Genomic DNA, 24,757 nt, shown 5'->3' on the forward strand with positions numbered 1-24,757 from the left:
TGGTGATAATAATAAAAGATGAGATAAAGTTAATATCAATATCTTATAAAAAGCAGAAAATACTTATTTATTGACAAAAGTATTCACCTTATGATAACATTAATTTACTACATGTCATTGTACACTATACATAGCAAAGTGAAATAAATAAGTTTCGCAAAAGCATAATACATGTAAATTTTGAACTAAAACTTAGCACTAGCTGTTTCAAGTTATAAGCATTACAAGTATCCTCCATTAAATGTATGAACTTGGTTTTAAAGAATCAATGTATCAAGTAGGAAGAGATTGTTTTTGGTTTATGATTCAAGTTCTTTGTATTAAAGAATTAGATTTGTATGATATTCAGTTAGAAACTAAGATTTAGTCTTTATTTATTACATTATGTAAGAAATTTTATTTAAACTTTTGTTAAATAGGATATTCTGCATATAGAATAATAAACTCAATTTGTTTGTTCATTGATTTTTATATCTTAAAAGTATAATATGTAAAATATTATGACTTTTATGGTTGCAAGATCTTTGTTCATATATTAAGAGAAATTTTTAGGAGGATTTTAAGATGAAAACAGGAACAGTAAAATGGTTTAACGCAGAAAAAGGATTTGGATTTATATCAGTAGAAAACGAAGATGACGTATTTGTACACTTCTCAGCTATCCAAGGAGAAGGATTCAAAGCTTTAGAAGAAGGTCAAAGAGTTGAGTTCGAAGTAACTCAAGGAGCTAGAGGACCTCAAGCTGCTAACGTAACAAAACTATAATTAGTATTCAAATAGATTATTTGAAACATAGACAGCTAAAAGTGATATTCTTATGAATATCACTTTTTTTTAATACTATTCTTTATTAATATATATATCTGAAAATTCAATGTGTATTCTCTCTACATTTGATATGATTTTTGCATCAGGAACTGTAGAATCTTCATCTACAAGCTTTGCTGGAAGTTCAATGACAAATTCGCTACCTTTATTTAGCTTGCTTTTTACATATATAGTTCCGTCATGTAGTTCTATAAGGGATCTAACTAGGGATAAACCAATACCAGAGCCTTCAGATTTTCGTCTAAGCGTATTATCAACTTGAGTAAATCTATCAAAAATTGATAGAAGTTTATCTTCTGGAATTCCTATACCAGTATCTTTGACAGATATAATAACACTTTGATTCTTATCGTATACATTTACCTCTATAGTTCCGGTTTCATTTGTGAATTTTATTGCATTTGATAATAGATTCAGCATAATTCTTTCAATCATATCTAAGTCAAATGCCATTATTTTTTCTTCAACCTCTGTATCGAATATAAGATTTATATTCTTTAGTGATGTGTATTCAACAATGGAGAGAGTAATGTCTTCAACTACCTCTACGATATTAGCATTAATAGGATGTATATTAAAGTAATTTACTTCAGCTTTATTAAAATCGATTAGATTATTAATTAATCTTAGTAACCTATAGCTATTTTGTCTCTGCATTTTTAAGTATTTTGTAAAAGAATTAGTAAAGGAATCTTTATTAATATCTAGTTTTTCCATTAACTGCACACAACCTAGAATGATGTTTAATGGGGTTTTTAGTTCATGGGACATAGTTGATAAAAACTGAGTTTTTAATTTATCATATTCCTCCACTTCTGCTAACTTTTTATTTAAGCTATATGTTATGCTATCAAAGGCTTCGCCTATATCAGAGAAATCATGGTCTTTAGGAAAATTAACTTTTGCATGAAGGTTTCCATTAATAATTTCTTGGGACACCCTCTGAAGCTTTTTAACGGATACTAGAAAACGATTTCCGAGGATAATTGCTATTAAAAAAGACATAATATATACTACTGAAAATAAACAGATATCTTTTCGTAGAGCGTTTATTTCATCTGATAAGAGCTCCTTCGTAGAAGTGGTAACAAAACAGCTCCATCCAATCTCAGAGATAGGATAATCAATTCCCATCTTTTCAATTCCATCAAAGTCTGAGTATCTAGAATAAGTTTTTATAACTTTACTCTTAAGTGCTTTTCTAGAAGGAGAATCTTCTTTGAGTGTTCTTTTCTCAAGGGGAAGGTCTATATTTATATTCGAGTAAACAAGATTTGCGTTTTTATCAATTAATCCAAAGTTACTATTTTTTCCTAACCTTTTTATAGGGAAAATAGACTGTAGACTATCTACATCTATTATGGCAACTAAAATACATTTTATCTCATTATTAATTTTGATTTGTCTTGATAAGGGTATTATTAAGTTTTTATTATTAAATTCAGGACGTAAGTTACCTATGCTTTTTTCACTTCCGTTTAATATATCTTGTACATATTCTCTATAGCTCATGTTTTCCCTATTAGCTCTGGAAGAGTACTAGAGATTACATTAGCTTTAGAATCAATCCATGAGTATCTTATAACTATGTTATCTTGAGGAAGAATGCTTTCTAAATACTTTGTTATATCAGCTTCTTTCCATTGGGGGTTAGTAGCGATAGCCATGCCTATTGCGTACTGATTTGTCCAAGTTCTAGTTAGGAAATTCATAAAGGATATATCAATTGCTTGGGCAAATTCTTGATTTGATTTTAACTCTGCTTCTATGTTGAGTTTAAAGGTATTTTTTATTTCTATAGCTTTAAGTAAGAGAAGAGGAATTAGGGTAATAAATATTAAGATAATCATTTTACTTCGTATTTTATTTTTCTTCATGTGTACACTACTCCTAAGATTATATAAATAAAATAATTATAGCAATGTTGGTTATTTAAGGCTATAAAATTTTTAAAAATATATAGGATTAATGATGAGAGTGTAGTATAATTATACACAATATATTTTTTTGATATGCTATATTGTTTGATGTGATTTATTTATAGTGTATATTTATACGATTAAAATGAAATTAATTTAAAAAATAAAGAAATACTATATTTATTGCAAATAGGAGGACTTATGGAAAGATTAATGAAAGTGTCAAGAGAAGAAGATGTTTTTGAGAAGTACAGAAATACACCTATAGAAGCATTACTAAAGTATCACAACCTAAATTACCCTCATGAAACATATTCAAAAGCTGAATTATTAGTGGGAATGTGTATGGATAATCGTAAACACCTTGTAATTCCAGATAACTTTTCCTTTATTATTCGATCAGGAGGAGGAAATCTAAGATATAGCGAATTTAAAGTTTCTTATGCTATAGCAGTAGGTGGGGTAAAAGCTATAGCACTTATTGGACATAATAATTGTGGAATGGTGGATTTAGCATCAAAGAAAGACAAGTTTATTGAGGGATTAGTTAACAATGCAGGATGGGAAAAACAAAGCGCTGAGGAACATTTTATGCATTTTGCTCCTATGTTTGAAATAGGGAATGAAATAGATTTTGTTTTAAGTGAAGCAAAGAGATTAAGAATAAAGTATCCAAATGTTTTAGTTGCTCCGTTATTATATAATGTTGATGATAATAAGTTGTATTTAGTTAATGAATAGTAATTCATAATAAAACCCCATATAGCTATGGGGTTTTATTATGCTATAGTATATTATTTATTTTGCTTATTTTCACTACTTTCATTATTTTGTGATTGACCGCCTGTCATACCTTGAACTGAACCTTGTAGTGGATTTTGTTGACCTTGCATTCCACTTAAGTTACTAGCTCCTTGTGTCAGTGAGGAAAATACTTGTGGTACTTTATCTATTAGTTGACCCATGTTACCTTTTTCAGATACAGGAAGCATAGATACTCCATTTTGTTCTACAACTACAACAGCACTTGTAGAAATTTTAGCGCCTAAACCTATTCCGTTTGAAGCATTACTAGCTGCTGTTTGTTCAACTTTAGTTCCCATCCCTGCACTTCCGTAGCCTAAAGTTACTGACATTACAGGAACCAATGTTTTATCACCTACAACTAATGGGTTTCCAAGAACAGACTCTGTTTTCGTAAAGTTTTGAAGATCTGAAAACAATGTATCCATATTTTGTGTAAAATCTGTGCGTGCGTTCATAATAATTTCCTCCTTTTATTTGATTGGATGTAAGTTTTTTGTAACGTTATTATCTGTATCAAATTTTATTAGTGTTGAAAATAATGATAAAATATCCATTTCTAGAATCCCATCTAATTCAAAATAATCATATTCAGCAGTAAAATCAGGATTATTATATAGACTATCTAGTTTAATATATTGAGATAGTATATTAATAGCTGCACATGTTACTCCTGTAATAGAGATGTCTTCAAATCCATAGGATGTTTTAATTTGAACATGATTAAGCTTCAGACTCTTTATAAGATTTACCTTATCCATATATTCAATATTTTTGTTTTTAAGCCTTTTACATAAAACTCTTCTTTTAAAGAGATTTATTGAAAGTATAAGCTCATTATTTTCTGGAACTAAAGTTCCTGTAATAAAAGGATTTAACCAGGAAAATACAATTTGAAAATCTGGTAGTCTCTTAGAATTAGTTGTAAATGCAACTTTTAATGGAAATATAACTAATAGAACTATCATTAATAAAATTAAAGCTAGTATAATTGTAAAAATATACATAAATATGCATCTCCAATACATACAAAGGATTTTCCTTGTATATATAGTATGAGAATTATGATTTAAAGTATTAGTTGTAAATTATCCATAAATATATATAATTTATATTGCATGTAAATTTTTGTGATTGAATAAATTTTAAAAACATAAAAGAGAATAATTTGATATTAAGAATATTTAATATTAAATTAATAAGAAATAGTTAGAATAATTGATGATATAATTATACTTTATAGTAACTTAATGGTTAAGAAAATATTATAATAGTTTTTGTAGGGGGGATAAAATGTTTAAATGGAATGAAAATTATGAAACTGGGGTAGAACTTATAGATAATCAGCACAAAAAACTATTTGAAATTGGTAACAGAGCTTATGAACTTCTTAAAAACAAAATGTATGTTGATAAATACGATAAAATTTTAGAAATAATTATAGAACTTAAAGAATATACGATATTTCATTTTCAAACAGAAGAACAACATTTACTCCAAAAAAAATGTACAACTTTTTTTTCACACAAAGTAGAACATGATGATTTTATTAAAAAACTTAACGATATTGATTTAAAGAATATAGATGATTCTCAAGAAGAATATATAGTAGAGCTAATGACAATGGTTTTTAAATGGATTGATGGACATATATTACAAAAAGATAAGTTTGCTGTTCCATATTAATTTTAAAAAATATAAGGTTTCCGGATTAATTAACAATAAATGATGATTGTTAGCTAATCTCGAAACCTTATTTTATATAATATCATCAAGCATTCTATCTGTAAGATTTAGCTTAAGATCATTTGCATAGATTTTTATAAATATTCTCTGTATACTTGCAGGTATAGTTTCATTATTCATTTTTATAATAAAATCTTTTATAAGGATTAATCTGTTTTTAAATTCGTAAATACTCATACATTATCCTCCTATTAACAAATTATAGTTACATAATTTACTTATACGCATTAGTAAAGAAGTTTAGAAGTAAAATTTTCATAGTAAATTATGGTATTAGTTTATAAGTGATTTACAGGGAAAATTTATTTCTAATTATATTTAAGCTTTTATAAAATATGTATATGTAAAATTGGGTAAAATAGCAGCAGTGATATTATAAAGTATGTATAGATTATGTTATTTAAAAATAGGAGGAACTTATTTAATGAAACATGGAGAAAAAGGATTATCTGCAATACAACTTGCTATGATGGCTTTAGGAACAGTAATTGGAGGATCTTTCTTTTTAGGAACAGCAATTGGAATAAGGGCTGCTGGACCTTCTATTATAGTAGTATATTTATTTGTAGGATTACTTGTTTATTTTATACTATATGCATTATCAGAAATGACAGTAGCAGATCAAAATCCAGGTTCTTTTAGAGCTTTTGCAGAAAAAGCTTTTGGTCCAGGAGTTGGATTTGTTGTAGGATGGGTTTATTGGACGGGATTAATTTTAGCAATGTCAAGTGAAGCCACAGCTGTATCCGTATTTTTTAGGGTGTGGTTTACAAATATGTCTCTGCCTATATTAGGAAGTATTGTAATTATAATTGTAACTTTATTAAACTTATTAGGAGCAGAGAAGCTGAGTAAGTTAGAAAGCGGACTTGCGGCTATTAAGTTCTTCGCTATTGTAGGCTTTATATGTATAGCTATTGCGTTACTTACAGGAGTAATGAAAAGTACTGCTACCGTAGGCTTAGAAACCTTAAAACAGGAAGCCTTATTTCCAACAGGAATATCAGGGGTGTTTGGAAGTGCACTAATTGTAATGTTTACTTATGCTGGTTTTGAGGTTATTGGCCTTGCATCCTCGGAGGCAAAAGATCCACATACTACTATACCTAAAGCTATAACTTATACTGTTGTAGGATTAGTTGGATTATATTCTTTTGCAATTGCACTACTTTTACCACTAATTCATATTAATAAAGTAACAGAAGAGGTTAGTCCATTTGTAGAAGCGTTACAATTAGGAGGAGTGAATTGGGCAGCGGGAGTCATGAACATCATATTAGTTATTGCCATACTATCTACTATGTTAGCTGCAATGTTTGGACTTGGAAGAATGATGCGTTCTTTAGCAGAAGAAGGATATGCGCCTAAAATATTAAAAGATAATACTGATGTGCCATATAGAGGAATTATATTTTCGGGAATAGCTATGCTTATTGCTTTAGGATTAGGCTTTATGCTACCAAAGCAAGTATATATTTTTCTAATAAGCTCAGGTGGATTCGCTCTTTTATTTACGTACTTTATAATTTTAATTACTCATAATAAATTTCGTAGACAAAATGGTTGTCCCCCTAAGGGAAAATGTAGATTTCCAGGATATCCATATACATCATGGATTTCAATAATAGTAGTAATTATAATTATAGCTTCTATGCCTTTTATCGAGGGTCAAGGACTAGGATTATTAGCTGGGTTAGCATTAGTGGTATTATACTCTTTAATATACTTTATTTTTAGAGATAAAATAAAGAAGACTATTTAGAATAAGCAGAGTATTTTCAGTTCTAGAATTCAGAGGGAGCAAAACTACCCATCAAGATTTTAGAGCTTATTCCAATTTGATAGGAGTGATTAAACAATATGAACAGAGAACAACTTATGGCAATGGACAAAAATATATTGCTAAGTCTAATAAATATGAAATTACGCGATGAATTTAGAAGTCTTGAGGATCTATGTAAGGAATATGATATAGATGAATTTGATATAGAAAATAAACTTAAGTCAATAGGTTATAAATATAATAAAAACATTAATCAATTTATTAGTGTAGAGGTGTAGGAAATTAGGAGTGAGAACTATTGATTAAATATAGTATAGGAGTAATTTCAGATACTCATAGTCTTATAAGAGAGGAGGCATTAGAAGCTCTTAAAGGGTCAGACTTAATTATACATGCAGGAGATATTGGAAAGATAGAAGTTATTGAGGAACTTAAAAAGATTGCGACAGTTCATTGTGTTATAGGAAACTGTGATAAGGGAGAATTAAAAGAAGTATTTCCTAAAAATCATGTTGTAGAAATAGAAGATACATTAATATACATACTACATAATATAGATGAATTAGATTTAGATCCAGAAACTGCTGGATTTAGTGTAGTTATAACGGGGCATTCTCATAAACCTGCCATAAGTAAAAAAGGAAATGTTTTGTATTTAAATCCTGGAAGTGCAGGACCCAAAAGATTTAGTTTACCTATCTCAATTGCAAAGATTGATATAGAAAATAAAGAAGTTAAAGCTAATATAATAGAATTATAGATATAGTATTCATAATCATAACTAATAGTTACTATAATAGTACTACAATAACATAAAAAGGGGTTATGATATGAATATATTAAAAGTAGATGGAAAGAGAAATATAGGAGCACTCTTTATAAGTATTCTACTTTCAGAAGGAGTTAGTGCATTAAATATATTTTTAGGAATTGAAAGTCAAAAGATGTACCAAAGTCTTAAAAAGGCAATTTTTTCACCTCCTATTTGGATATTTCCTATTGTATGGAGTATTCTTTTTCTTTTTATGGCGTTAGCAGCTTATAGAATATGGGTTAAAGGTAAGAATGAACAAAGTTCAAGAAAAGCTTTAAAGCTATATTCGATTCAATTAGTTCTAAACCTTCTTTGGGCAATTATATTTTTTAAGTGTACACTTTATGGACTAGCAACTATAGAATTAATATTATCACTAATTTTTGTATTAATTACTACCTTTAAGTTTTTTAAGATAGATAAAAAAGCTGCTTTTATGATGATACCATATATTTTATGGATCTCTTTTTCAGGAGTTTTAAATTATGTGATATGGTTATTAAATGAAGCGTTATTATAAAATATAATATAATTAAATAGAAGTGGAGTTACAAGGAGGAGTAAAATTTGGGAAGTCCTAAAGAAGAATATAATAAACGAAAAAAGTATTATGAAGGTTTACTTAAAAAGCAGAATAACAAAATTAGATTTATTAGTAATTTAAGATTGTTAGTATTTCTAGCTGGGGTAGTATTAGCATTATATTTTTATATAATTAAAAGTTATTATATTGGAGCTTTAACAGCACTGATTTTTTTATGCAGTTTTATATATCTAGTAATAAAACATAACAAGATTATAGAACAAAAAAGTTATTCAGAGGCTCTGTATAATATAAATGATTCATCTATTAAGAGAATCCATGGTGACTGGAAGAGTTTTAAGGACTCTGGTGAAGAATTTATAGATGATGAACACGAGTATTCTAAGGATTTAGATATATTCGGAAGAGGATCTCTGTTTCAGTGGATAAATACTACAGTAACTTATTTAGGTAGACAAAAGCTTAAGAGTGTTCTGGAAAATCCATATAAAAGTGCAGATGAAATAAGAGAAAGGCAAGAAGGGATTAGTGAACTTGCTGATGACTTAGATTGGCGTCAAGAATTTATATCAGAGGCACTGGTTACACCAAATAGTGTTAAGGATATTCAGGAGTTACTAGAATGGTCTAGAAATACAAAATCATTCTATAAGAGATTTAGTATACTAGTTGTGGCAAGAGTGATTCCTGTATTTACAGTAATTATAGTATCGCTACCTTTTGTAAATAGAAACATACCTTATTATATACCAACCATTGCTATAGCAATCAATATATTAATACTTATGTGGAAGAATGAGGAGAGAACTAACACCCTTGTTAAGGTGGATAAATATAAAGAAAGTATTAGAGCATATTATGGAATGCTTAAGATATTGGAGAAGCGTCAATTTAAATCAAAATACTTAAAAAATATTAAGAGTAACATAATAAGTAACAATGGACTGACTTCATCTATTCAAATAAAAAAGTTAGCCAGTATTTCAGATATGATAAATAACAGGAAAAATCAATATTATATAATAATGAATATATTACTATTATGGGATTATCAATGTATGATAGCCTTAGAAAAATGGAAAAATGAATCAGGCAGACATCTACAGAATTGGTTAGAAGCCATTGGGAATATAGAAGAATTAATTAGTCTATCTAATATAAAATATGATAATGAAGAATGGGTTATGCCTAAGATTGCTGAAGGCATATCTATATTATCAGCGGAAGAAATGGGCCATCCACTACTAACTGGAGATAGGATAACAAATAGTTTTAAAATGGGAAAAATAGATCCGATTTTATTAATAACAGGGTCTAACATGTCCGGTAAGAGTACCCTGCTTAGAACAGCCGGAATAAATTTAGTTCTTTCATATATAGGGGCTCCCGTTTTTGCCAAGAGCTTTACTTGTTCAATAATGAACATTTATACCTGTATGAGAGTAAGTGATGATTTAGAGAAAAGTGTCTCTTCTTTCTATGCAGAACTTTTAAGAATAAAGAAAATAGTAGAAGCTACTAAAAAGGATGAACAAATATTTTTTCTGCTTGATGAGATATTTAAAGGAACAAACTCTATGGATAGACATATAGGAGCTAAGGTTTTAATAGAGAGTATGAGAAAATTCGGAGAACTTGGCATGGTTTCTACTCATGATCTAGAATTAGGAGAGTTAGAAAAAGAAAGTGGAGGAAAAGTTAAGAACTATCACTTTAGAGAATATTACAAAAATAATGAAATATATTTTGACTATAAACTTCGTCCAGGGGTATCTACTACTCGTAATGCACTATATCTAATTAAAATGGTTGGTATTGATGTGGATATAAACTAATATTTTAGCCAAGCCGGATGCTTGGCTAAAATATTAATCATTTTTTGGTTTGTTTAGAGAGTTACTTAAGTCTTTAAAGCATAAATACCAATCTGTACATGAATAATTTTCTTTATTTTTAATACGTTCTTTTAATTGTTGATATGTTTTAGGGGGAGGGATAACTACAGGTTGACCAGGAGTCCAATTTGCTGGAGTTACAACGTTTTCGCGATCTACAGTCTGGAGGGCATCGATTACCCTTAGAATCTCTGGAATATTTCGGCCTATAGACATAGGATAGTGAAGTATAGTTCTGATGATTTGACTATCATCAATAATAAATACACTTCTAACAGTTTGAGTATTGCTAACAGAAGGAGAAAGCATTCCATAAAGATTAGAAATTTTCATGCTTATATCTTCTATAATAGGAAAGGGTATTTCAATACCAGTATTTTTATAAATATTATGGACCCATTCTAAATGTGAGGAATTACTGTCAATACTTAAACCTATGAGTTCCACATTTCTTTCAGTAAAGTAAGAGTAGTATTGAGCAAATGCTATGATTTCTGTAGTACAAACAGGAGTGAAATCTGAAGGGTGAGAGAATAAAATTATCCATTTTCCACGAAGGTCTGATAGTTTAATAGTTCCGAAGGTAGTTACAGCAGCAAACTCCGGAGCTTTTGTCCCAAGTTGGGGAACGCAATTTCTAATATTTTGATTATATAAGTCCATATAGTGTTCTCCTTAAAAATAATACATTATAGTATATGTAAGTATGAACAAAAGGCTACATAAATTAATACTAACAATATTTTTATACGAGATTTATTATGGTATACTAGTGTGTAATATTAAATTCTTAAAACTCTATCTATATTTAGTTATTATGGCACAGGTGAAAGGATGATTAGATTTGAAGTTAGTGATATTAAATAATAAATTAGTTGGAGAAATTCTAGGTAGCAGTATTTATACAGAAGATGGTGTCATGTTTTTAAGACAAGGAAGTACTTTAAGTCAATCTATTATTAAAAGGCTAAGTAATATAGGTATCAATACTATTTATATAGATGATGGAAATGATGAGATCATTTTACAAGAGGTAATACCTACAACTGTTAAATTAGGATTATTAAAATCTATAAGAGAAGTTTTTGAAGAGGCAAAAAAAAGTAAAACAGTAAATTATAATAAGGTAGTAGAAGTTGTAAATGGAGCAATTGAAAATATCAATTTATCTGAAAATGCGGTTATATTAAATAACTTAATTCCTAAAGATGATATTGCAAAATTAACGTTACATTCCTTTAATGTAACAGTTTTATCGCTTATGCTTGGAACAAGAAGGAAATTAAATGAAAAGAAACTATTATTTCTGGGAATAGGCGCTTTGCTACATGATATAGGAAAGCTTTTTGTTGAAGGAAAAGAGCATACGGAAGTAGGGTATAAACTTGTAAAGAGTAATACTTTATTTAGCCCATTATCTTACATGTGTATATATGAGCTTTATGAGAAAAAAGATGGAACGGGACCTATAGGGTTAAAAGGAGATAAAATATTTGAATTTTCTAAGATTGTAAGTATATGTAATTCTTATATGAAATATATAGAGGATGAGAGTGGAATTTTACCTCATGTTGCTATAGAAAAGATTACTGCTAAAGCTATAGAGGCATATGATGATGATATTTATAGAGACTTTGTAAACTCAATTTACTGTTATCCTAATGGTCTCCCAGTTAGATTAAATAACGGGTTAGAAGGGGTTGTAATAGCTCAAAATAAAGAAGCAGCAACGAGACCCATTATTCAGGTGAAGGAAAATGGTAAGTATAATTTCTATAATTTATTACAAAGCTTAACTGTGTTCATTGAGGATGTAATTTTATAAGATTATAAAATTAAATAAGTTAGCCATCAATTAAATATAGTTGATGGCTAACTTATTTACATTATTTTTCCTAATTATATAATACTAAATTGCTCAGCAATCTGATATAATAAATATTAAAGTTAAACATTGGGAGTGAAAAAATGAAAAATGAATTTTATAGTAAGTTAAGCATTAGTCCAGTAATTGCAGCTGTAAAAGATATAAATCATTTAGAAAAAGCTATTGAATCTCCATGTGAAGTTATTTTTTTATTAAAGGGAAATATATGTAATATAGAAGAAATAGCTAAAAAAGTTAGAGACGCAGGGAAAAGTATATATATACATATAGATTTAATGGAAGGTTTTGCAAGGGATGCCTTTGCACTAAGACACATAAATAATATAGTAAAACCTGATGGTATTATAACTACTAAGTCAAATCTTATAAAGATAGCTAAAGACATGGGCATTTTCACTATTCAAAGGTTATTTATTATAGATAACTTATCTTTAGATAGTGGGATAAATTCTATAAAAGCTATAAGACCTGATGCTGTAGAGATTATGCCAGGAATTATGCCAAAGGTAACTAAGAGGATTTTTGATGAAGTTAATATACCTATAATTGTTGGAGGACTAATAATGGATAAGGAAGATGTTATCCAAAGCATTAAGTCAGGAGCAGTAGGTATATCTACTAGTAAGGAAGAAATTTGGGAGATGTAATTATATACTATTATGTTAATTAACATAAAGAAGATGAGGTGGATAAAATGAATGATGAAAGAATACAGCAACAGTTTAAAATGGCAGTAAAGTATAAAGAAGCAGGGTTTGTAATACTTATGTCTGCTATTGTACCTATACTTATATTAAAGGGAATAGAGAGATATGCAGTAGCAGCTATGTTTATAGCAATAGGAATTTTTCTTGAAAAGCAGTATAAATGTCCTGCTTGTAAACATGTATTTGACAGCAGAATAGAGCCTAAAAAGCTAACACGCTGTCCAGAGTGTAAAAAGAAGTTACAGTAATGGTACATAATATTTTTATATATTCATTGACAAAAATATAGCTAGTGCTATAATAATATTATAAATTAATAGTTAAGGCAGAGTATAGAGAGCCATAGTTTTAAAGGGATAAACCCCTTTAAAATTGTGGCTCTTTTTTGTTTTGCAGGGGGAGGTATAGTATGTTTGATGTTGTAATTGTAGGAGCTGGAGTAATAGGTTGTAGTATTGCTAGAGAAGTATCAAAATATAACTTAAAAATATGCGTACTTGAGAAGGGGTCGGATTTAGCTGTAGGAACTTCAAAAGCAAACAGTGGAATAGTCCATGCTGGTTTTGATGCAAAGCCAGAAAGCCTAAAGGGAAAATTAAATGCTAAAGGAAACGCCATGTTTGATAGATTATCAAAAGAATTAGATTTTCCTTTTAAGAGAAATGGATCTTTAGTACTATGCTCAAATGAAGAAGATGTAGAGAAACTTGAAGAGTTAAAACAAAAAGGTGAAAATAATGGAGTACCAAATATAGAGATATTAGATAAGAAAAGGCTATCAGAACTTGAGCCTAGCTTAAATGATGGGATAGTAGCAGCATTATATGCTCCGACAGGTGGAATTGTCTGTCCTTATGAAATGACAATAGGATATGCTGAGAATGCTCATGCAAATGGAGTAGAGTTTAAGCTGAATTGTGAAGTTAAGGGCATCAAAAAGATTCAGTCAGGTTTTTTATTAGATACAACTAAAGGAAAAGTTGAAAGTAGTATAGTTATTAACGCAGCAGGATTGTTCGCTGATAATTTAAATAATATGATTAGCAAAAACAAGATAGATATAAAAGCAAGAAAAGGGGAGTACTGTTTATTTGATAAATCAGTAGGAAACATGGCTACAAGAACACTATTTCAGCTTCCAACTAAGTTTGGTAAGGGAGTCCTTGTTACTCCAACGGTAGATGGGAATCTTCTCATAGGCCCTAATGCAATAGATATTGATAATAAGTTAGATGTAAATACTACACAAGAAGGCCTTGAAGAAATACTTACAAAAGCTAAGAGTACTTTAAGAGAAGTTCCTATGAGACAAATTATAACATCCTTTTCAGGACTTAGAGCTCACAGTGCGGCAGATGATTTTATAATTGGTGAGTCAGAAGATGTTAAGGGCTTTATAAATGTGGCTGGAATTGAATCGCCTGGACTTTCAAGTACACCAGCTATTGCACAGATGGTTGAAGGAATAGTAGTAGATAAACTTAATCCTACTAAAAACGAAAGCTTTAATCCTATAAGACATGGGGTTCCAAAGTTTAGAGAAATGAACAATGAAGAAAGAAGAGAACTTATAAAAGAAGATTCATCTTATGGAAAAATGATCTGTAGATGTGAAACTGTCACTGAAGGAGAAATACTAAGTGCTATAAGAAGACCACTTGGAGCTACAGACTTAGATGGAGTTAAAAGAAGAACTAGAGCTGGTATGGGAAGATGCCAGTCAGGTTTTTGCTCTACAAAGATAGTTTCTATTCTAGCAAGAGCGCTAAATATAGAGGAAACAGAAGTAACTAAATTCGGTGGAAACTCAAGAATATTAGTAGGAAAAAATAAAGAGATTTAAGGGCTATTATTACTTAAGGATGTGGGGGGATAGAGTATGAGAGAATATGATATAGTAATAATCGGTGGTGGTCCAGCTGGGCTCGCAGCAGCAATAGGGGCAAGAGAAGAAGGTATAGAGGATATCCTTATACTAGAGAGAGATAATTGTCTTGGGGGAATACTTAACCAGTGTATTCATAATGGTTTTGGACTTCATACTTTTAAGGAAGAGCTTACAGGTCCAGAGTATGCAGAAAGATTTATAAATCAAGTGGAAGATATGAAAATATCATATAAGCTAAATACTATGGTAATAGATATAAATGAAAATAAAGAGATAACAGCAGTAAATGAAGAGGATGGAATAATAGAGATTAAGGCGAGGGCTTTAATACTTGCTATGGGATGTCGCGAAAGACCAAGAGGAGCTATAAATATACCGGGAAGCAGATGCGCCGGAATATACTCTGCAGGAGCTGCTCAAAAGTTTGTTAATATAGATGGATATATGCCAGGTAAGGAAGTTGTTATTCTTGGATCTGGAGATATAGGTCTTATAATGGCAAGAAGAATGACTCTTGAAGGAGCTAAGGTAAAAGCAGTAGTAGAGCTTATGCCTTATTCAGGAGGACTTAAAAGAAATATAGTTCAGTGCTTAGACGACTTTGCAATCCCACTAAAGCTTTCACATACTATAATAGATATAAAGGGTGGAGATAGAGTAGAGGGAATTACTATTGCAAAGGTTGATGATAACAGAAAGCCTATAAGAGGAAGCGAAGAATATATACCTTGTGATACGCTACTTTTATCAGTAGGATTACTTCCAGAAAATGAGCTTTCAGCAAAGGCAAAGGTTGCTTTATCAGGAATAACTGGGGGACCAGAAGTTAATGAAAGTCTTCAAACTAATGTGGAAGGTATATTTGCTTGTGGCAATGTACTTCATGTTCATGATTTAGTAGATTATGTTACTGTTGAAAGTGTAAGTGCTGGAAAAAATGCTGCAAGATATATAAAAGGCCAAAACTTTAATGAAGAAGGAATAGAACTTGTAGGAAGTAATGGTGTAAGATATACAGTGCCTAAGTATGTAAATCCTAAGGTTATAGAAAATCAAGTAGACGTAAGATTTAGAGTTGGAGATGTATACGAGAACAGCTATATTTCTGTGTACTTTGATGAAGCAAGAGAAATGCATATAAAGAAAAGAATACTTACTCCAGGTGAGATGGAAACAGTAAAACTTACAAAAGCTATGTTTAATAAATATCCAAGCTGTAAGAAGATTATTGTTAAAGTAGAAGGAGAGTAGAGATATGAGTAATTCAAGAGAGTTAGTGTGTATAGGATGTCCTATTGGATGTCAGCTAGAAGTTAAAATAGATGAAGATAAAGTAGTAGAGGTAAAAGGCAACATATGTTTAAGAGGGAAGACCTATGCAGAAAAAGAATGTACTAATCCAACTAGAATAGTTACTTCCTCTGTTAAGGTTGAAGGAGGAGAAATTTCTGCAGTTTCTGTTAAAACTAAGAGTGATATTCCTAAGGATAAGATCATACAATGTATAGAAGAACTTAAAGGACTTGTAGTAAGTGCACCTATAAAGGCTGGGGATATAGTACTTGAAAATGTAGCTAACACTGGAGTCCATATTATTGCTACCAAAAGTATTGCAAAGAGTAATGAAAAGTTGTACAATTAAATTATAGCAAAAGATAATAAATATATCATGATTCAAGAAGTGAATATTTATGGCGGAGAATTGAGAGCCATTATTGAGAAGGGAGTATATTCCCTTTCTTAATAATGGCTTTTTTATTGCGATTTGTAAAATGTTTACAATATAAACGTTTACAAATAAAAAATCAGGGGGGGAAAAGAAATGTCTAATTTAATAGCAGAGTTTTTAGGTACAATGATTTTAATCCTACTAGGCGACGGAGTTGTTGCTGGTGTATGCCTCAAAAAGAGTAAGGCCGAGGGTAGTGGATGGATAGTAATCACTACAGGCTGGGCACTAGCAGTTATGCTTCCGGTATTTATGTTTGGAGCTATAAGTGGAGCACATTTTAATCCTGCAGTTACAATAGCATTTGCAGTTTTGGGAAATTTCTCATGGAGTTTAGTACCAAAATATATAGTAGCTCAAATGCTAGGAGCTATGGCAGGAGCAACTTTAGTCTGGCTTACATATCTTGCACATTGGAAAGAAACAGATGATAAGGCTACAAAGCTTGGAATATTTGCAACAATACCAGCAATAAGAAATACTACAGCTAATATCATTACAGAAGTTATAGGAACATTTATGCTAGTGTTTGTAATCTTAGGATTAGGACAAGCAGGGATACAACCAGAAATTACAACTATGGCAGTTGGAGGACTTATCTTTGCACTTGGTCTTTCATTAGGGGGACCTACTGGATATGCAATAAACCCAGCTAGAGATTTAGGACCACGTATAGCTCATGCAATATTACCAATTGCAGGTAAAGGAGATTCTGATTGGGGATATGCATGGATTCCAGTTGTTGCACCAATAATCGGTGGAATACTCGGAGCATTAGTAGCTAATTCAGTATTTTAGACAATAAAGTATGCTAAATGAAAACCTTTAATTATAATATCTAAAAATAAAGGGAGGAATTAACATGGAAAAAGAAAAGTATATAATGGCCTTAGACCAAGGAACAACAAGTTCAAGGTGTATAATATTCAATAAAGCAGGAGAAATCATAAGTGTTTCTCAAAAAGAGTTTAAACAAATATATCCAAAAGGTGGATGGGTTGAACACGATCCAATGGAAATATGGGCAACTCAAGCAGGGGTTGCAGGAGAGGCTTTAGCAAGAGCAGGACTCGATGCAAATGATGTTGCAGGTATAGGTATAACAAATCAAAGAGAAACAACTGTTGTTTGGAATAAGAGAACAGGAATTCCTGTATATAATGCTATAGTATGGCAATGTAGAAGAACTGCTGAATACTGTGATGAATTAAAGCAAAAAGGTCTTGATAAAACAGTAAGAGAAAAAACAGGACTTGTTTTAGATGCATACTTTTCAGGAACGAAGGTTAAATGGATACTTGATAATGTAGATGGAGCTAGAGAACAAGCAGAAAGAGGAGAACTACTTTTTGGTAATATAGATACGTGGTTAATTTGGAATTTAACTAAGGGAAGAGTACATGTTACGGATTATACAAATGCTTCAAGAACCATGTTATATAACATACATGAACTAAAATGGGATGATGAGCTTTTAGAAGAATTAAATATACCAAAATCAATGCTTCCAGAAGTAAAACCATCTAGTAGTGTATATGGAGAAACTGATGAGCTTATATTTGGCTCACCAATTCCAATATGCGGAGATGCTGGTGATCAACAAGCAGCACTATTTGGTCAAGTTTGTTGTGAAGAAGGTATGGCTAAAAACACTTATGGAACAGGTTGTTTCCTTTTAATGAATACTGGAGAAAAAGCAGTTGAATCTAAAAATGGACTTCTTACAACTATGGCAGCTAGTTATAATGGTAGAATCGAATATGCTCTTGAGGGAAGCGTATTCATTGGTGGAGCTGTTATTCAATGGCTACGTGATGAACTTAGAATGATAAAAAGTGCAGCAGAATCAGAAAGATATGCAACAGCAGTTGAAGACTCTAATGGAGTATACGTAGTTCCAGCTTTTGTTGGACTTGGAGCACCATATTGGGATGCATATGCAAGAGGTACTGTGGTTGGACTTACAAGAGGAGCTAAGAAGGAACACTTTATAAGAGCGGCGCTTGAGTCAATGGCATATCAAACTCATGACGTATTAAAAGCTATGGAAGAGGATTCAGGAATTAAGCTTCAAGCATTAAATGTAGATGGTGGAGCTTGTGCAAATAACTTCTTAATGCAATTCCAAGCAGATATATTAAATACTTCTGTTAGAAGACCAGAGGTTATAGAAACTACTGCTCTTGGAGCAGCATATCTTGCCGGACTTGCTGTAGGTTACTGGAAGGATATAGATGACATTTGTTCAAATTGCAAGTCATCTAGAACTTTCACACCTGAAATGGATGAAGAAAAGAGAGCTAAATTCGTTAAGGGATGGCACAAAGCTATTGGAAGATCTCAAGACTGGGAAAAATAAAGTATATCCAATAGTATTTATACCATAAACCTTCACATAATAAAGAACACTAAAGGTAAAAGCTTTTAAAATTTACTAACGATTTCAATCTACCATCCAGGGTAGTGAAATCTGAAACTGACGTCCTGTCAGTTTCTACGTAAATTTTAACTCTTTTATCTAAGTGTTCTATATTTATTATCTTCAATGTTCATTAACATAAATACTATTGAACATAAACTATTAAAACTTCCAAATCTTATAAATGTTAAGAGGCTGCCTCTTAACATTTATAGTGTTCAATTTATATTGACAAAAAGGAAGTCATGGAATAATATATGAGTATAAGTGAATATAATCATATTCGTGCACAAGGGGTGATAAAGTGGAATTCGTAGAGGTGTTTAAAGCACTATCAGATGAAAATAGAGTAAGAATACTTAACATATTGAAAGAAGGAGAACTCTGTGTATGTGAAATAGAAAGTATCCTTGGAATTACTCAGTCTAATGCATCTAGACATCTAAATAAACTAAAGAGTTTAAAAATAATTGGCGCTGATAAGAAAGCACAGTGGGTGTACTATTTTATAGATAAAAATTTTATATCAGAAAATGAAATGCTTTATAACTATTTAAGTGAGAAGTTAACAAAAGATGATACGTATACAAAAGATATAGAAAAATTAGATAAGTATAAATGCAGTGCCTTTACCTGTGAAGATTTAAGAGATGATAAAGAGAAAATAATGAGTTATTTGGAGGGAAATTATGAGTGCAAAAAGTAAAGAAAAAAAGGGGATAGGGTTTTTTGAAAGATACTTAACATTATGGGTTGCTATTTGTATTGTACTTGGAGTTGTTATAGGTCAAGTGTTACCAGTCATTCCAGATACCTTAAGTAAATTTGAATATGCTAAGGTTTCAATACCAGTTGCTATTCTTATATGGCTTATGATATATCCTATGATGCTAAAAATAGACTTTTCTAGTATTGTAGAGGCTGCAAAAAAGCCAAAGGGACTTACAGTAACCTGTGTTATAAACTGGCTTATTAAGCCTTTTACTATGTATTTAATAGCAGCTTTTTTCTTAAATGTAGTATTTAAGCAATGGATATCACCAGATATTGCTAAGGAGTATCTTGCAGGGGCTGTACTTCTAGGTGCAGCACCATGTACAGCTATGGTGTTTGTATGGAGTCACTTAACTAAAGGAGATCCTGCGTATACAGTAGTTCAAGTTGCAGTTAATGATTTAATATTGTTAGTAGCATTTACTCCAATAGTAGCATTTTTACTTGGGGTCAGCGATGTAGCTGTTCCATATGATACTTTATTTTTATCAGTAGTATTATTTGTGGTTATCCCTCTTGCAGGAGGATATTTATCAAGAAAGTATATAGTGAAATCTAAGGGAATGGAATACTTTCAAAATGTATTTTTAAAGAAATTTGACAATGTAACAATTGGAGGACTTCTTTTAACTTTAGTGATCATATTCTCCTTCCAAGGAGAGACTATATTAAATAATCCACTACACATTGGACTGATTGCAATACCACTTACAATTCAAACTTTCTTTATTTTCTTCCTGGCTTATGGATGGGCAAAACTTTGGAAATTACCACATAATATAGCAGCACCAGCTGGTATGATAGGGGCTAGTAATTTCTTTGAACTTGCCGTAGCGGTTGCAATTGCACTATTCGGATTACAGTCTGGAGCAGCTCTTGCAACTGTAGTTGGAGTATTAACGGAAGTCCCTGTTATGTTGACGTTAGTTAAAATAGCTAATAATACAAAGGGCTGGTTCAAAGAAGTAGAAAATCAATAATTATAAACTAAGGAGGATTTAAATTATGAAACCAAAGGTAGCATTTGTATGCGTTCACAATTCTTGTAGATCACAGATGGCAGAAGCATTAGGAAAATTATTTGCAGCAGAGGTTTTTGATTCATACTCTGCAGGAACAGAAACAAAACCACAAATAAATCAAGATGCTGTAAGAACAATTAAGGATTTATATAATATTGATATGAATGAGACTCAAACTTCTAAGTTAATTCAAGACATACCAGCAGTTGATATTGTAGTGAAAATGGGATGTAATGTTGTATGTCCATATTTACCTGGAAAGCATGTAGAAGATTGGGGATTAGATGACCCGACAGGTAAGAGTGATGAAGAGTTTATAGATACAGCAAAAACAATTGAAGAAAAGATTAAAGATTTATCTAAAAGAATTCAAAATAAAGAAATTAACTTATAATTTTAAAATTACAGAACTCAATCTTAAGCTAGTAAATATCTGCTTTAGGTTGAGTTTTTTTATGTTTGAAAAAGGGATAACAGTATTATTGACAAAGCTAGAGGGGGGGAGTATAATACTCATATACCCATATGAGTATATGAGTATTTAAACATAATATTAATTATAAATTAAAGATAAATTAAAGATAAATTAAAGGATGTGAACATATGGATAAACTTACAGATTTATTTAAAATACTGTCAGATGAAACACGATTAAGAATTTTGGTTTTACTTTATCATAAAGAATTATGTGTGTGTCAAATACAAGGAGTACTAGAGGAATCTCAGCCTAAAATTTCTAAGCATTTGGCAAAAATAAGAGATATGGGTTTTGTAAAGGACGAAAGAAGAGAACAGTTCATATACTATTATTTAGATCATAAAAATGAACTTCTAAGAGAAGTGTTAGAAAAAGTAGTTTTAAGCCATAAGGAATATGCAACTATACAAAATGATTTAAAAAATTTAAATAAAGCAGAAGAATATATTACAGCATGTAAAAGATAATATGAAAATATATTTTGGTAGGTGGGGAGAATGTCTATATTAACACAAATCTTTAGTTTTCTTAACAATCAATTATTAAAAATGACTTGGCTTTATGAGCTTGTGAGTCTACTTGTAGAAAAGATATTTAGATTATCCATAAAAGACAAACTAGGGGGAAGTATACACTTTTTTATTTATGATACTATAAAAATCTTTATATTATTATCAGTACTTATTTTTATGATATCTTATATTCAAAGTTATTTTCCACCTGAGAGGACTAAAAAAATCTTAGGAAATTTTAATGGGATTTGGGCTAATATATTAGGTGCTTTACTTGGAACGGTTACACCCTTTTGTTCATGCTCTTCCATTCCTTTATTCATAGGCTTTACAAGTGCAGGACTACCAATTGGTGTTACTTTTTCTTTTTTAATATCTTCACCTCTTGTAGATTTAGCATCTGTCATTCTACTGGCAAGCATATTTAATTGGAAGATTGCAATGGCTTACGTGGTTGTAGGGCTTATCCTGGCAGTTATTGGAGGAAGCATTATTAGTAAATTAAAGCTTGAGAAATATGTAGAGCCCTTTGTTTATAGCAATAAGATGCTTGAAGTTGAACAAGAACAGCTCACCAAAAGTGAGAGAATTGATTTTGCTAGAAATCAAGTCTTAGATATTATAAAAAAGGTATGGATTTATATTTTAGCTGGTGTGGGAATTGGAGCTGTTATTCATAACTGGATTCCTGAAGATGTTATTTCTGCTGTACTTGGTCAGGACAAATGGTATTCTGTTTTAATAGCAACTTTTGTAGGTGTTCCTATGTATGCTGATATTTTTGGCACACTTCCAATTGCAGAAGCATTAGTTCTAAAGGGAGTAGGAATTGGTACAGCACTATCTTTTATGATGGGTGTAACCGCACTTTCACTTCCATCTATGATTATGTTACAGAAGGTTGTTAAACCGAAACTTTTGGGTATTTTTGTTGGGATTGTATCTGCAGGTATTCTCATAATTGGTTATGTATTTAATGCCTTTGGATATTTACTCATGTAAAAAACATTATACTGAAATAATGGGAGATAAAACTATGCAAAACAAGAACAAAATGATTATAGTGTTGGAATTAATATAGAGGGTGGTGGGGATTGTGAATACAGGTTTATATCTTGTTACTGTAACATTTCTGATTTTTTCATTTTATAAAGATAAGAAAAAAACAAAAATGGCTTTAAAAAAAGCATGGAAGGCTTTTGAGAATATTCTGCCAGAACTTTTAGTAGTTATTTTGCTAGTGGGTGTTTTGCTTGCAATAATAAATCCTAAGGTGATATCTAAAGTTATTGGATCAGATTCAGGCTGGATCGGAGTAGTACTTGCTTCTATTGTTGGAGCTGTGACCTTAATACCGGGTTTTGTTGCCTTTCCAACTGCTGGTATGCTTCTACAAGGTGGTGCAGGTTACATGCAAATTGGTGCTTTTGTTTCAAGTCTTATGATGGTAGGTATTGTTACCATACCTGTTGAAGTCAAGTATTTTGGAAAAAAACTAACAATATATAGAAATGTTTCAGCATTCATTTTTTCTTTTATTGTTGCATATATAATTGGTTTGGTGGTGACTAGCATATGAAAACAATATTAAAAAGGTATAGGGCTTTTATTATTGTATCAGTTGGCATTGGTATATTTACGATATTTAATCATAATCTTGGGATGAAGGCATTAAGTATTACAGCATATTCTTTCAAAGAAATGATTATGGTAATCCCTCCAGTATTTGTTTTGCTTGGACTTCTTGATATGTGGGTACCAAGGGAAACTATGATAAAATACATGGGTGAAGGTTCAGGGGTGACAGGGATAGTGTTATCTATACTTATAGGTTCAGCAGCAGCAGGTCCTCTTTATGGTGCATTTCCAGTAGCAGCGGTGTTTATGAAAAAGGGAGTCAAGTTTAGTAATGTACTCATATTCATTGGTGCATGGTCAACTACTAAAATACCTATGCTAATTTTTGAAATGACATCGCTAGGAACAAAATTTGCTATTACAAGGTTGCTTGTTGATATACCTGGAATTATTATAATAGCCTATGTTTTATCAAAGCTTATATCTAAGGATGAAATTAAAAAAATCTATGAGGAAGCTGAATTGATTAATAAATAGAATATTATAAAGTGAGGTAATGCTTATGTCAAAGAATAACAGGTTCATAAAAATTATTGTACCAGTGCTACTTTTGTGTGCAGTAATTGGTATATGGGCAATAAAGAATTCAAAAAAAGACATTGATTCAGCAGGTAATAAAAACTCTGACTTTGCATTGCATGTAACTGAAGAAATAGACATTCAAAAATTAAAGTCTTATGGACTTCCTATTATTATTGACTTTGGAGCAGACTCTTGCATTCCCTGAAAACCTGGGAGATATTTAACTTTATACCATCTTCATATGCAATTAGCAAGAATACTAAACGTGGTTTTGGGGGAGCATTTTTTGCAGGAGTTTTAGGAGGCTTTTTTTCATCTCCTTGTGCAACACCTGTTTTAGTTGTGCTACTTGCTATAGTAGCAAAGGAAGGAAGCCTTTTATGGGGAATATTACTTTTGCTTTTGTATTCCTTAGGACATAGTTTTTTAGTTTTAATTGCAGGTACATCTGTAGGTTTTGTACATAAGCTATCATCCAGTGAGAAATATGGTATGGCAAGCAAAGTATTAAAAATTCTTATGGGATTGATGATTATGTTAATAGCATTTTATATGTTTTATTTAGGTTTTTAAAAATAATATTATTAGGGAGTGATATGTTATGATAATCAAGATTTTAGGTTCAGGATGTAAAAATTGTAGCAATTTACAAGAAAACACTGAGACAGCGTTAAAGGAAGCAGGTTTAGAAGCAGAAGTTATTAAAGTGACAGATTTTAAGGAGATAATGACTTATGGGGTAATGTCAACTCCAGCATTAGTTATTGACGAAAAAGTTGTTTCATTTGGGAAAGTTTTAAAGCCAAAGGAAATTGCTAAAATTCTTGAGAATATGAGGTAAGAATTT

General features: G+C 30.9%; 33 protein-coding genes. 27 read left to right on the forward strand and 6 right to left on the reverse strand.

Annotated features, from left to right (window positions below; genetic code table 11):
- Positions 1-241: 241 nt before the first annotated feature.
- Both ACX0KU_RS06660 and ACX0KU_RS06665 read left to right on the forward strand, forming a co-directional pair.
- Entirely contained in the window at positions 242-367 is a 126-nt protein-coding gene (locus tag ACX0KU_RS06660; protein WP_472992087.1) for a hypothetical protein, read from the forward strand.
- Between the two features lie 197 nt (positions 368-564).
- On the forward strand, positions 565-765 hold the full coding sequence (locus ACX0KU_RS06665; RefSeq protein ID WP_472992088.1) for a cold-shock protein: 201 nt from the start codon (positions 565-567) through the stop codon (positions 763-765).
- Positions 766-840: 75 nt separating this feature from the next.
- Here ACX0KU_RS06665 and ACX0KU_RS06670 read toward each other — a convergent pair whose 3' ends face one another.
- Positions 841-2,340 carry a sensor histidine kinase gene (locus tag ACX0KU_RS06670; protein WP_472992089.1) on the reverse strand — a complete coding sequence of 500 codons (1,500 nt, stop codon included), beginning with the start codon at positions 2,338-2,340 and terminating at the stop codon, positions 841-843.
- A complete protein-coding gene (locus ACX0KU_RS06675) occupies positions 2,337-2,705 on the reverse strand; it encodes a hypothetical protein (protein ID WP_472992090.1) in 369 nt (122 codons plus the stop codon). The genes ACX0KU_RS06670 and ACX0KU_RS06675 overlap by 4 nt, the downstream gene beginning before the upstream one ends.
- A gap of 243 nt (positions 2,706-2,948) precedes the next feature.
- Between ACX0KU_RS06675 and ACX0KU_RS06680 the strand changes: the two genes are divergently transcribed.
- Positions 2,949-3,488 (forward strand): carbonic anhydrase, encoded by a 540-nt coding sequence (locus ACX0KU_RS06680; protein ID WP_472992091.1) that lies wholly within the window; start codon positions 2,949-2,951, stop codon positions 3,486-3,488.
- A 53-nt stretch (positions 3,489-3,541) separates the two neighbouring features.
- Here the strand turns inward: ACX0KU_RS06680 and ACX0KU_RS06685 are convergent, their stop codons facing one another.
- Complete coding sequence (locus ACX0KU_RS06685) at positions 3,542-4,009, reverse strand: GerW family sporulation protein (RefSeq protein WP_472992092.1); 468 nt, start codon at positions 4,007-4,009, stop codon at positions 3,542-3,544.
- Positions 4,010-4,024: 15 nt separating this feature from the next.
- Positions 4,025-4,558, reverse strand: a complete 534-nt coding sequence (locus tag ACX0KU_RS06690; protein WP_472992093.1) for a hypothetical protein — start codon at positions 4,556-4,558, stop codon at positions 4,025-4,027.
- Between the two features lie 286 nt (positions 4,559-4,844).
- On the opposite strand from ACX0KU_RS06690, the gene ACX0KU_RS06695 reads away from it, so the two are divergent.
- Positions 4,845-5,237 carry a bacteriohemerythrin gene (locus ACX0KU_RS06695; RefSeq protein WP_472992094.1) on the forward strand — a complete coding sequence of 131 codons (393 nt, stop codon included), beginning with the start codon at positions 4,845-4,847 and terminating at the stop codon, positions 5,235-5,237.
- Positions 5,238-5,309: 72 nt separating this feature from the next.
- Here the strand turns inward: ACX0KU_RS06695 and ACX0KU_RS06700 are convergent, their stop codons facing one another.
- Entirely contained in the window at positions 5,310-5,474 is a 165-nt protein-coding gene (locus tag ACX0KU_RS06700; RefSeq protein WP_472992095.1) for a hypothetical protein, read from the reverse strand.
- 247 nt (positions 5,475-5,721) lie between these two features.
- Between ACX0KU_RS06700 and ACX0KU_RS06705 the strand changes: the two genes are divergently transcribed.
- The 5 genes from ACX0KU_RS06705 to ACX0KU_RS06725 all read left to right on the forward strand — a co-directional run bounded on the left by ACX0KU_RS06705 (position 5,722) and on the right by ACX0KU_RS06725 (position 10,273).
- Positions 5,722-7,059: an amino acid permease gene (locus ACX0KU_RS06705; protein ID WP_472992096.1), complete on the forward strand. Its 1,338-nt coding sequence runs from the start codon at positions 5,722-5,724 to the stop codon at positions 7,057-7,059.
- A 98-nt stretch (positions 7,060-7,157) separates the two neighbouring features.
- Complete coding sequence (locus tag ACX0KU_RS06710; protein ID WP_472992097.1) at positions 7,158-7,358, forward strand: DUF4250 domain-containing protein; 201 nt, start codon at positions 7,158-7,160, stop codon at positions 7,356-7,358.
- Between the two features lie 20 nt (positions 7,359-7,378).
- Entirely contained in the window at positions 7,379-7,840 is a 462-nt protein-coding gene (locus ACX0KU_RS06715) for a metallophosphoesterase family protein (protein ID WP_472992098.1), read from the forward strand.
- Between the two features lie 70 nt (positions 7,841-7,910).
- Entirely contained in the window at positions 7,911-8,414 is a 504-nt protein-coding gene (locus ACX0KU_RS06720; protein WP_472992099.1) for a TspO/MBR family protein, read from the forward strand.
- A 47-nt stretch (positions 8,415-8,461) separates the two neighbouring features.
- Positions 8,462-10,273, forward strand: a complete 1,812-nt coding sequence (locus ACX0KU_RS06725) for a MutS family DNA mismatch repair protein (RefSeq protein WP_472992100.1) — start codon at positions 8,462-8,464, stop codon at positions 10,271-10,273.
- 33 nt (positions 10,274-10,306) lie between these two features.
- On the opposite strand, the gene ACX0KU_RS06730 is transcribed toward ACX0KU_RS06725, so the two are convergent.
- On the reverse strand, positions 10,307-10,996 hold the full coding sequence (locus ACX0KU_RS06730; RefSeq protein ID WP_472992101.1) for a peroxiredoxin: 690 nt from the start codon (positions 10,994-10,996) through the stop codon (positions 10,307-10,309).
- Positions 10,997-11,186: 190 nt separating this feature from the next.
- Between ACX0KU_RS06730 and ACX0KU_RS06735 the strand changes: the two genes are divergently transcribed.
- The 18 genes from ACX0KU_RS06735 (at position 11,187) to ACX0KU_RS06820 (ending at position 24,751) form a co-directional block, all read left to right on the forward strand.
- Positions 11,187-12,158: an HD-GYP domain-containing protein gene (locus ACX0KU_RS06735; protein WP_472992415.1), complete on the forward strand. Its 972-nt coding sequence runs from the start codon at positions 11,187-11,189 to the stop codon at positions 12,156-12,158.
- 143 nt (positions 12,159-12,301) lie between these two features.
- On the forward strand, positions 12,302-12,868 hold the full coding sequence (locus ACX0KU_RS06740; protein ID WP_472992102.1) for a glycerol-3-phosphate responsive antiterminator: 567 nt from the start codon (positions 12,302-12,304) through the stop codon (positions 12,866-12,868).
- A gap of 47 nt (positions 12,869-12,915) precedes the next feature.
- Positions 12,916-13,176, forward strand: a complete 261-nt coding sequence (locus ACX0KU_RS06745) for an FmdB family zinc ribbon protein (protein WP_472992103.1) — start codon at positions 12,916-12,918, stop codon at positions 13,174-13,176.
- 161 nt (positions 13,177-13,337) lie between these two features.
- A complete protein-coding gene (locus tag ACX0KU_RS06750) occupies positions 13,338-14,771 on the forward strand; it encodes an FAD-dependent oxidoreductase (protein ID WP_472992104.1) in 1,434 nt (477 codons plus the stop codon).
- Between the two features lie 36 nt (positions 14,772-14,807).
- Complete coding sequence (locus tag ACX0KU_RS06755) at positions 14,808-16,067, forward strand: NAD(P)/FAD-dependent oxidoreductase (RefSeq protein ID WP_472992105.1); 1,260 nt, start codon at positions 14,808-14,810, stop codon at positions 16,065-16,067.
- A 4-nt stretch (positions 16,068-16,071) separates the two neighbouring features.
- Positions 16,072-16,458, forward strand: coding sequence for a DUF1667 domain-containing protein (locus ACX0KU_RS06760; RefSeq protein ID WP_472992106.1), 387 nt, complete (start codon positions 16,072-16,074; stop codon positions 16,456-16,458).
- A 180-nt stretch (positions 16,459-16,638) separates the two neighbouring features.
- On the forward strand, positions 16,639-17,343 hold the full coding sequence (locus ACX0KU_RS06765; protein WP_472992107.1) for an MIP/aquaporin family protein: 705 nt from the start codon (positions 16,639-16,641) through the stop codon (positions 17,341-17,343).
- Between the two features lie 64 nt (positions 17,344-17,407).
- Positions 17,408-18,904: a glycerol kinase GlpK gene (gene glpK, locus ACX0KU_RS06770; RefSeq protein WP_472992108.1), complete on the forward strand. Its 1,497-nt coding sequence runs from the start codon at positions 17,408-17,410 to the stop codon at positions 18,902-18,904.
- Between the two features lie 364 nt (positions 18,905-19,268).
- Entirely contained in the window at positions 19,269-19,670 is a 402-nt protein-coding gene (locus tag ACX0KU_RS06775) for an ArsR/SmtB family transcription factor (protein WP_472992109.1), read from the forward strand.
- Entirely contained in the window at positions 19,654-20,718 is a 1,065-nt protein-coding gene (gene arsB / locus ACX0KU_RS06780) for an ACR3 family arsenite efflux transporter (protein ID WP_472992110.1), read from the forward strand. The genes ACX0KU_RS06775 and arsB overlap by 17 nt, the downstream gene beginning before the upstream one ends.
- Positions 20,719-20,743: 25 nt before the next feature.
- On the forward strand, positions 20,744-21,154 hold the full coding sequence (locus ACX0KU_RS06785) for an arsenate reductase ArsC (protein WP_472992111.1): 411 nt from the start codon (positions 20,744-20,746) through the stop codon (positions 21,152-21,154).
- A gap of 209 nt (positions 21,155-21,363) precedes the next feature.
- Positions 21,364-21,705 (forward strand): ArsR/SmtB family transcription factor, encoded by a 342-nt coding sequence (locus tag ACX0KU_RS06790; protein WP_472992112.1) that lies wholly within the window; start codon positions 21,364-21,366, stop codon positions 21,703-21,705.
- Between the two features lie 30 nt (positions 21,706-21,735).
- Positions 21,736-22,752 carry a permease gene (locus tag ACX0KU_RS06795; RefSeq protein ID WP_472992113.1) on the forward strand — a complete coding sequence of 339 codons (1,017 nt, stop codon included), beginning with the start codon at positions 21,736-21,738 and terminating at the stop codon, positions 22,750-22,752.
- 91 nt (positions 22,753-22,843) lie between these two features.
- The gene (locus ACX0KU_RS06800) at positions 22,844-23,329 is read left to right on the forward strand and encodes a permease (RefSeq protein ID WP_472992416.1); all 486 of its coding nucleotides are present in this window, start codon (positions 22,844-22,846) and stop codon (positions 23,327-23,329) included.
- Positions 23,326-23,865 (forward strand): permease, encoded by a 540-nt coding sequence (locus tag ACX0KU_RS06805; protein WP_472992114.1) that lies wholly within the window; start codon positions 23,326-23,328, stop codon positions 23,863-23,865. The genes ACX0KU_RS06800 and ACX0KU_RS06805 overlap by 4 nt, the downstream gene beginning before the upstream one ends.
- Positions 23,866-23,890: 25 nt before the next feature.
- Entirely contained in the window at positions 23,891-24,115 is a 225-nt protein-coding gene (locus ACX0KU_RS06810) for a hypothetical protein (RefSeq protein WP_472992115.1), read from the forward strand.
- A complete protein-coding gene (locus tag ACX0KU_RS06815; RefSeq protein WP_472992116.1) occupies positions 24,103-24,483 on the forward strand; it encodes a cytochrome c biogenesis protein CcdA in 381 nt (126 codons plus the stop codon). The genes ACX0KU_RS06810 and ACX0KU_RS06815 overlap by 13 nt, the downstream gene beginning before the upstream one ends.
- Positions 24,484-24,511: 28 nt before the next feature.
- Entirely contained in the window at positions 24,512-24,751 is a 240-nt protein-coding gene (locus ACX0KU_RS06820; protein WP_472992119.1) for a thioredoxin family protein, read from the forward strand.
- Positions 24,752-24,757 lie beyond the last annotated feature (6 nt).

The sequence above is a fragment of the Clostridium sp. X genome, assembly GCF_055755365.1.